We start from the raw sequence: 7,399 nt of genomic DNA on the forward strand, positions 1-7,399 counted from the left end.
GCGTGAGCTGAAACCACCAACCAGAGCCACACCGACCAGACCACACACGACGTGCTTTGTCCGCATCAGACACCTCCTTGAGCAATGTGCTCCTCCGTCTAGCACACATGGGAGCACTCCGTGAGTCTGGCATGGATCGACACGCCATTGAAACGGCGCTCCAGTGAGAGCCGGTCATTCTGGCCCGGTATGGCAGCTGGGAAGTGAGTCAGCTGCAAGGTCCCACTTGGCGGCGGGATCATTGAGTATCTCTGACACAGATTCCTGGGACGGGTAGATAAAACAGTTCAGCCCCGCTCAGCCCTCCTGCCCGGCCCATCGTGGCGCTGTCTCACAAAACCCTCCTTTCTCAAGACACGGGGCAGGGCGGCGGTGACGGAGCCCGGTGGACACCAGCCACAAGCGGAGCTGCACGCTCTGGCCGATGGCCTGGGATCTCCACTTCCGCTTGACGGAATGCTATGGTGTAGATATCAAAATGTAGTTACACAGGATCGGGTCGGTGCGCTGGGTATGGGACGAGAACAAGAATCGTATCAATCAGCAGAAGCATGGTCTCAGCTTCGAGACGGCACAGCTCGTGTTCGACGATCCACTGATGGCACACCTGCCAGATCCGCACGTGGATGAAGAGCGCTGGCATACCATCGGCATGATTGGCAATGTGATCGTGGTTGTGGCGCACACCTGGCCCAAACCAGAACCTGAGACTGGCGTCGAGGTGGGGCGTATCATCAGCGCCCGGAAAGCGACGGCACATGAAAGGAGAGCCTATGAAGAAGGGAACTTCTAAAGCCCTCAGCAAGGAGCAGAAAGCAGAACTCCAAGCGCTTGCGGCTCTGTCTGACGAGCAGATTGATACGAGCGACATCCCTGAGATTCTGGATTGGTCAGGCGCCAAGCGTGGTCTCCTGTATCGGCCGGTCAAACGGCAGATCACTCTACGGCTGGATGCCGACGTGGTGGCGTGGTTCAAGGCAAACGCCCCGGGCGGCCGGGGCTATCAGACCGAGATGAACCGCGTGCTACGCAAGCACGCTCAGCGGACGTTGAACACGCGGGGGTCTCGTGGTGGCACCCGTACAGCCTCCAAAATGTTGCGGCCGGGTGCCAAGTCTGGAAATCAGAGCAGCGCCAAATCGTCAGGAACTTAAGGAGCTGTCTCAGCCAGCCATCAGAGTTGAGGAAAAGCATGAGCGACAACCAAGTCTGTCCAATCTGGGGGACACCGGCCCGCACAGAAATAGAGAATCCTCCCCGTCCTCGTGACGGCTCTTATGTGGACTCGCCCCGCGCGGGTGGCAAGTAGTTCATTGCTGGATCATTCCAGAGTGAGGTGGGAGCACTCGATAAGCATACAAAGGCCCGCCTGACATCATGGTTGATCGAACAACGGCGTTTCGGTGAAGAGTGGCCAGAAATAACGTCCGAAGCGCTTGCGGACGTGAAACAGAGACGGGACCTCCCCATCTCTGAGCGTGCGGACAGGTTTCTCTCTTTGCCTCTTCTACCCCATTGGGAATGAGGCGATGCCGATCTACGCGCTGCTCGCCTATGCGAAAGCCGCGCAGCCCGATTTGACGCCCAGAGAAAAACGGACGGTGGCGGCCCTCACTGCTGCGTTGAAGGTCACCTGGAAGGAGACGACATGAGTACGTTCGGTGCTGACCTGATCCAGTCCCTCACGGAAGCGCTCGCCCATGCCAAGGGCGAAGGGCGCGCTATCATCCACGCGCCCATAACGCCGCGCGAGGTGCGGAAGCGGGCGAAGCTCACACAGGCCCAGATGGCACCGCTGATGGGCATGAGCCTGTCCGGCTATCGGAAATGGGAGCAGGGTACGCGTCGGGTCAGCGGCCCGGCCGCGACGCTGCTGCACGTGATTGAAAGGGAGCCGGAGGCTATACGGCGCGTCCTGCTGTCCCTCAGCGACACGGGTCCACCCTCCTAAGCCCTTGCTCGCCAAAGTGGCCGCTGCGTGTGGAGTCAAGCTCCAGTTTTCGTCGTAGCGCCGTGGTCGGCCACGCTCCTCACCCAGATGGCACCGAAGAAAATAGGCACACGGATCGGCACGCTCGACGCGAAATTCGACGCCCCCAACCGCGATAGTGGCGAGCTGAAAGGCACGTCTCACACCTATGCTCAGCCCCCCAACTGAACAATTTTCGGCCGCCCGGCCGTTTTACCCGCCATTTGTTCAGCCGGACCTCGCCGACCTCGGCCCGTAAGTCCCTGATTTTCCTACACCGTGCTTCGGCCGCTCGGCCCGTAGCGTCCGATAACGCCCAGAGTGTCAACTTTGGCGAGCGAGAGGACAGAGCCTCGGCAAGAACGGGTCAATCGCCCGCCTGTTGCTGTCTTCGCCCTGTTGTCCCGGCAACCCCCCCTTTTTCAAGCCGAGGCGGGGCTGCTAGGCTGCGCCCGGTATACGGGAATGTGGGACACAGGGCGGTCACAGACGGTCGCCCCTACAGCGTCCGATACAGGGGAATCATGGCCGCCGCCGAATCTTCCACCTCAACACGCCGTCGCTTGGGCCTGCTGGGCGGGGTCGGGCTGTGCGCCGTGCTGCTGCTGCTGCCGCCGCCGGACGGAATGAGTCTGGCCGCCTGGCGGACGACGGCCGTTGCGGCGCTGATGGCGGTGTGGTGGGTCAGCGAAGCGATTGACCTGACCGTGACCGCCTTTGTGCCCCTGTTCCTGTTTCCGGTGCTCGACATTCTGCCGGCCGACGAGGTGTCGAGCGCCTATGCCGGCCAGATTGTGTTCCTGTTTTTCGGCGCGTTTTTTCTGGCCCTGGCGACCGAGCAGTGGGGGCTGCACCGGCGGGTCGCGCTGTGGATCCTGTCGCGCATCGGCGGCTCGCCGCGTGTGCTGATCCTGGGTTTCTTCGGCACTACCGCCCTGCTGTCGATGTGGATGTCGAATACCGCCTCGACCGTGGTCATGCTGCCGATCGCCCTGGCCATTCTCAGCCATGTTGAGGCCCGAGGCTATGATACGAGCCGGGGCTTTGCCACGGCGCTGATCCTGGGTATGGCCTACAGCGCCTCAATCGGCGGCGTCAGCACCCCGGTCGGCACCCCGCCCAACGCCGTGTTTCTGGGCGCCTTCGAGAACCTGTTTCCGGACGGCCCGAGCATCGGTTTCCTGTACTGGATGCTGTTTGGCCTGCCGACCGCTGCGGTCATGCTGGTGTGTGCCTGGCTGTATCTGGTCTTTGGTGTGTTCCGGGTGCCGACCAGCGGCTGGCAGGAAGACCGGGGCTTTCTGACCGAACAGCTGCGCGCCCTCGGCCCGATGAGCCGCCCCGAACGGCGGGTGCTGATCCTGTTTTCCCTGACCGCCGTGCTGTGGATGTTCCGTGAGGATCTGCCGCTCGGGTCGCTGACCATCCCCGGCTGGGTGCACGTGTTTCCGGTCCCGGACAATATCAAGGACTCCACCCTGGCCATGTTCATGGCCACCCTGCTGTTCGTGATTCCGACCGGCGAGGGCACGGGCCGCTGCCTGCTCGACCGCAGCGTGTTTGAGCGCATGCCGTGGGGGATTCTGGTCCTGCTCGGCGGCAGCTTGGCCCTGGCCCGGGGGGTCGGCAGCTCGGGGCTGGCCGTGTGGGTCGGCGATCAGCTCGGCTTTCTGCAAGACCTGTCGCCGTTTGGGGCGATTTTTTCGGTGTGCGCCCTGCTGGTCGGCCTGACCGAGGTGACCAGTAATACGGCCACGACCACCCTGATGATGCCCATCCTGGCCGCCAGCGCCGGCGCCATGCACATCGATCCGCTGCTGCTCATGATCCCGGCCACCTTTGCCGCCTCGTTTGCCTTCATGCTGCCGACCGCCACCGCGCCCAACGCCATCGTGTTTGCCAGCCGGCGGGTCAGCCTGCCCCAGATGTTCTGGACCGGCCTGGGGCTGAACATCATCGGCGTCCTGATCCTGCCCGTCCTGTTGTATCTGATCGGCGTGCCGGTCTTTGCCATCTCCCTGTCCGGGCAACCGGGCTGGGCGCCGTGACCCCTACTTGACTTAACTGAACGGTCGGTTAATTCTTGTCCGCAGCATGGCACGTCCGGTCAAAACCGTTGACTCGCCCGATTATCGGGCCAAGATCGACCAGGTCGCCGAAAGCCTGTTTGCCGAGCGTGGCTTTGACGGCACGCCGATCCGCGAGATTGCCGAGCAGACCGGGGTGACCAAGGCGCTCATCTACCACTACTACCAGAGCAAGGAAGCGCTCTATTTGTCGCTGCTGGAAAAAGAGGCGGCCACGGTCGTGACCCGGATCGAGGCGGTGGCGGCCGGCGAGGGTGATCCCGAGCAGAAGATTCGGGCTATCGTTCAGGTCTTCCTGGACCGCTACCGGATCGATCCGCAGAGCTTTCGGCTGGTGCAGCGGGCCATAGACGACCACAGCCCGGCCGCCCATACCCTGGCCGAGCGCTGGTTTTCACGCGCCCATCTGGCCATGGAGGCGATTACCGCCGAGGGCATAGACAGCGGCCTCTTCAAACCCCTGCCGTCCGGCGCCACGCCGTTTGTGATTGTCGGCATCATCATCCACGCCCTGCGCGCCAACCAGCTGATGGACCGCATTACGCCGGGTTTTTCCGGCCCCGAAGTGTTGACCCAGTTGGCCGACCTGGTTTTGGCCCTGCTGCGGACCGACCGGTCGCCGGTCTCCAAGGGCAAAAAGAAACACGAGGAGTAGGCTGCGATGGACGCTTTTTTTCGAGGCATTATCCGTTTCCGCTGGCTGGTCATCGCCCTGATTCTGGCCTGCACCGGGCTGGCCTTTATCCAGCTGGGCCAGCTGCGTTTCGAGAGCGATGCCGAGGCCATGGTGCCGCCCGACGATCCGGTCCAGCACTATAACGACATGGTCGAAAACCGCTTTGGCATGCGGGATTTGATCATTGTCGGGGTGCTGAACAACAATCCCGACGAAAACGGGGTGTTCAACCCGCGCACCCTGGCCATTGCCAAAGAGTTCTCCGAGAAAATCGCCCTGCTGCCCGGCATCAAGGCCGTGCGGGATGAAGACGTGGCCAGCGTAGCGACCATGGACAACATCACCGGCACCAGCGACGGCATGGCGGTCGATCCGTTCATGGAAAGCGTGCCCCAGACCCGGGCCGAGCTGCAGGGGCTCAAGGACAGCCTGTTCGGCAACAGCATGTACCTCGACTGGATCGTGTCGCGGGACACCACCGGGCTGCTGATCATGGCCAAGATGGAGTCGTCCGAGGGCACCCTGGAGGGCGTGCGACGGCGGGCCAGCATCTACCGCACGATCCGCGAGATGATCGCCGAGCGGGAACAGGCCGGCGTGCCCGAGCAGTTCTATGTGGCCGGCCGCGGGGCCATGGAGGTGACCTTCTCCGAGCAGGCGCAGAGTGACCTCCAGACCTTCATGCCGCTGGTCCTGCTGATTGTGGTGGTCATCCTGTACCTGACCTATCGCAGCCTGCGCGGCGTGCTGCTGCCGCTGGCGGTGGTGATGGTGTCGATCATCTGGACGCTGGGCATCATGGCCTCGGTCGGCGTTCCGATGTACTTCATCTCGACCATGATGCCGGTCATACTGATGGCGATCGGCGTGGCGGCCGGCATTCATATCCTGAGCCGCTATTACGACGAAGTCCTGCAACATCCCGAGGTGTCGTCCCACCAGGCGGTGCTGGTGGCGATGGGCGAAATGTGGCAGCCGGTGGTCTTTACCTCGCTGACCACCGCCGTCGGCTTTCTGTCGTTTCTGACCGCCGCCATGGTGCCGATTCGCTACTTCGGGCTGTTTACCGCCATCGGCGTGCTGGCCGCCATGGTGTTTTCGCTGACGTTTTTTCCGGCCGTGCTGAGCATGCTGCCGCCCAAGGTCAGCGCCGGCCTGCGCAGCCAGATCGGTCGTGGCGGCGACCTGACGGCCACCGGCTGGGCGGCCCGCACGCTGTCGCAGCTGGGCCGTGGGGTGGCCCGCCGACCGCTGTCGGTGTGGGTTCCGGCGCTGGTAGTCACGACGCTGTGCGTGGTCGGCGTGCGCCAGATTGTGGTCGATAGCTCCTGGATCCAGGTCTTTCACCCCGAGAGCCCGGTGCGGATTGCCGACGAGGTCTTGCGCGAGCGCTTTCAGGGCACGCTGCCGATCTACGTGGCGATTGAGGGCCACGAGCCGGACGTGCTCAAGGACCCGCAGCTGCTCCAGCAGCTCGATAACATGCAGGCCGAGGGCGAAAAAGATCCGATGGTCGGCGGCTCGCTGTCGCTGGCCGAGTTCATCAAGCGCATGAACCGGGTCATGAACGAGGACCGAGCGGAGATGGAGGTCGTGCCGACCTCGCGCGATCTGGTCGCCCAGTATCTGCTGCTGTACTCCTTTTCCGGCGATCCGGACGATTTTGATGAGGTCGTTGACTACGACTATCAGCACGCCAACGTGACCTTTTATCTACGCTCCGACGGCACGCGGGATATTCAGCGGGTCATTAACCGGATTCAGGACTTTGCCGTCCAGGAGTTCGGCCGCAGCGAGCAGCACGACGGCGCCGACGCCGGCTGGCGCGATATGCTGTTTCTGCGCTTTGGGCGCTGGCTGGGCAATATCGAGCCGACCATCACCGGCTGGGATACCGATAGCGGCTTTCGGCTCGGCTTTGCCGGGGCCGCCTATCTGACGATCCGCTTCAATGAGCTGGTGGTGGCCGGTCAGCTGTCGAGCCTGGTGACCTCTTTGGTCGGGGTGTTTCTGCTGACCGCGTTCATGTTCCGCTCCTTTGTGGCCGGCTTGATCAACATCATCCCGATCAGCCTGGTCATTATTTTCAGCTTCGGGCTGATGGGGCTGCTGGGTATTCCGCTGGAGGTCGGCAAGTCGCTGACCGCCTCTATGGTCATCGGCATCGGTATTGACTACACGATCCACTTTCTCAATAAATACCGGCTCAAGGTGGGGAGCGGCTTACGCGATCCGGAGCAGATTACCGCCACCACCATGGCCACCTCGGGCAAGGCCATCTTCTTTAACGCGGTGGTGGTCATCGGCGGCTTCGCCGTATTTCTGACCTCGAGTTTCACGCCGAACTTTTACCTGGGCGCCATGCTGGTGTTGAACATGGGCGCCTGTCTGCTGGTGTCGATGACCGTCCTGCCGGTGATCTTGAACACCTTCAAGCCGCGTTTTGTGTACGGCCGGGAGGCGGCCCCGGCTGCCGTGCCAGTCGCCGCCGACTGAGGAAGAGAGTATTGCATGGAGACCTTTTTTCGCGGAATTATCCGCTTTCGCTGGCTGGTCATTGGCCTGGTTCTCGGTAGCACTGTGCTCATCGCCCTTCCAATTCAAACATTACGCTTTGATAACGATGTTGAAGCCATGTTCCCCTTCGATGATCCGATCCTCGCCTAT

6 protein-coding genes are annotated in these 7,399 nt (G+C 62.3%); all 6 read left to right on the forward strand.

Features of this window, described 5'->3' with window-relative positions:
- Positions 1–502 precede the first annotated feature (502 nt).
- The 6 genes from J4F42_19695 (at position 503) to J4F42_19720 (ending at position 7,228) form a co-directional block, all read left to right on the forward strand.
- Positions 503–793 (forward strand): BrnT family toxin, encoded by a 291-nt coding sequence (locus J4F42_19695; GenBank protein MCE2487742.1) that lies wholly within the window; start codon positions 503–505, stop codon positions 791–793.
- A complete protein-coding gene (locus J4F42_19700; GenBank protein MCE2487743.1) occupies positions 759–1,154 on the forward strand; it encodes a BrnA antitoxin family protein in 396 nt (131 codons plus the stop codon). Before J4F42_19695 ends, J4F42_19700 begins: the two co-directional genes overlap by 35 nt.
- A 494-nt stretch (positions 1,155–1,648) precedes the next feature.
- The gene (locus tag J4F42_19705; GenBank protein ID MCE2487744.1) at positions 1,649–1,951 is read left to right on the forward strand and encodes a helix-turn-helix domain-containing protein; all 303 of its coding nucleotides are present in this window, start codon (positions 1,649–1,651) and stop codon (positions 1,949–1,951) included.
- 542 nt (positions 1,952–2,493) lie between these two features.
- A complete protein-coding gene (locus tag J4F42_19710; protein ID MCE2487745.1) occupies positions 2,494–4,017 on the forward strand; it encodes an SLC13/DASS family transporter in 1,524 nt (507 codons plus the stop codon).
- Between the two features lie 46 nt (positions 4,018–4,063).
- Complete coding sequence (locus J4F42_19715) at positions 4,064–4,711, forward strand: TetR/AcrR family transcriptional regulator (GenBank protein ID MCE2487746.1); 648 nt, start codon at positions 4,064–4,066, stop codon at positions 4,709–4,711.
- Between the two features lie 6 nt (positions 4,712–4,717).
- Positions 4,718–7,228 (forward strand): RND family transporter, encoded by a 2,511-nt coding sequence (locus tag J4F42_19720; GenBank protein ID MCE2487747.1) that lies wholly within the window; start codon positions 4,718–4,720, stop codon positions 7,226–7,228.
- Positions 7,229–7,399: the final 171 nt, after the last annotated feature.

Source organism: Desulfurellaceae bacterium, assembly GCA_021296095.1.
Lineage (GTDB): Bacteria > Desulfobacterota > Binatia > Bin18 > Bin18 > JAAXHF01.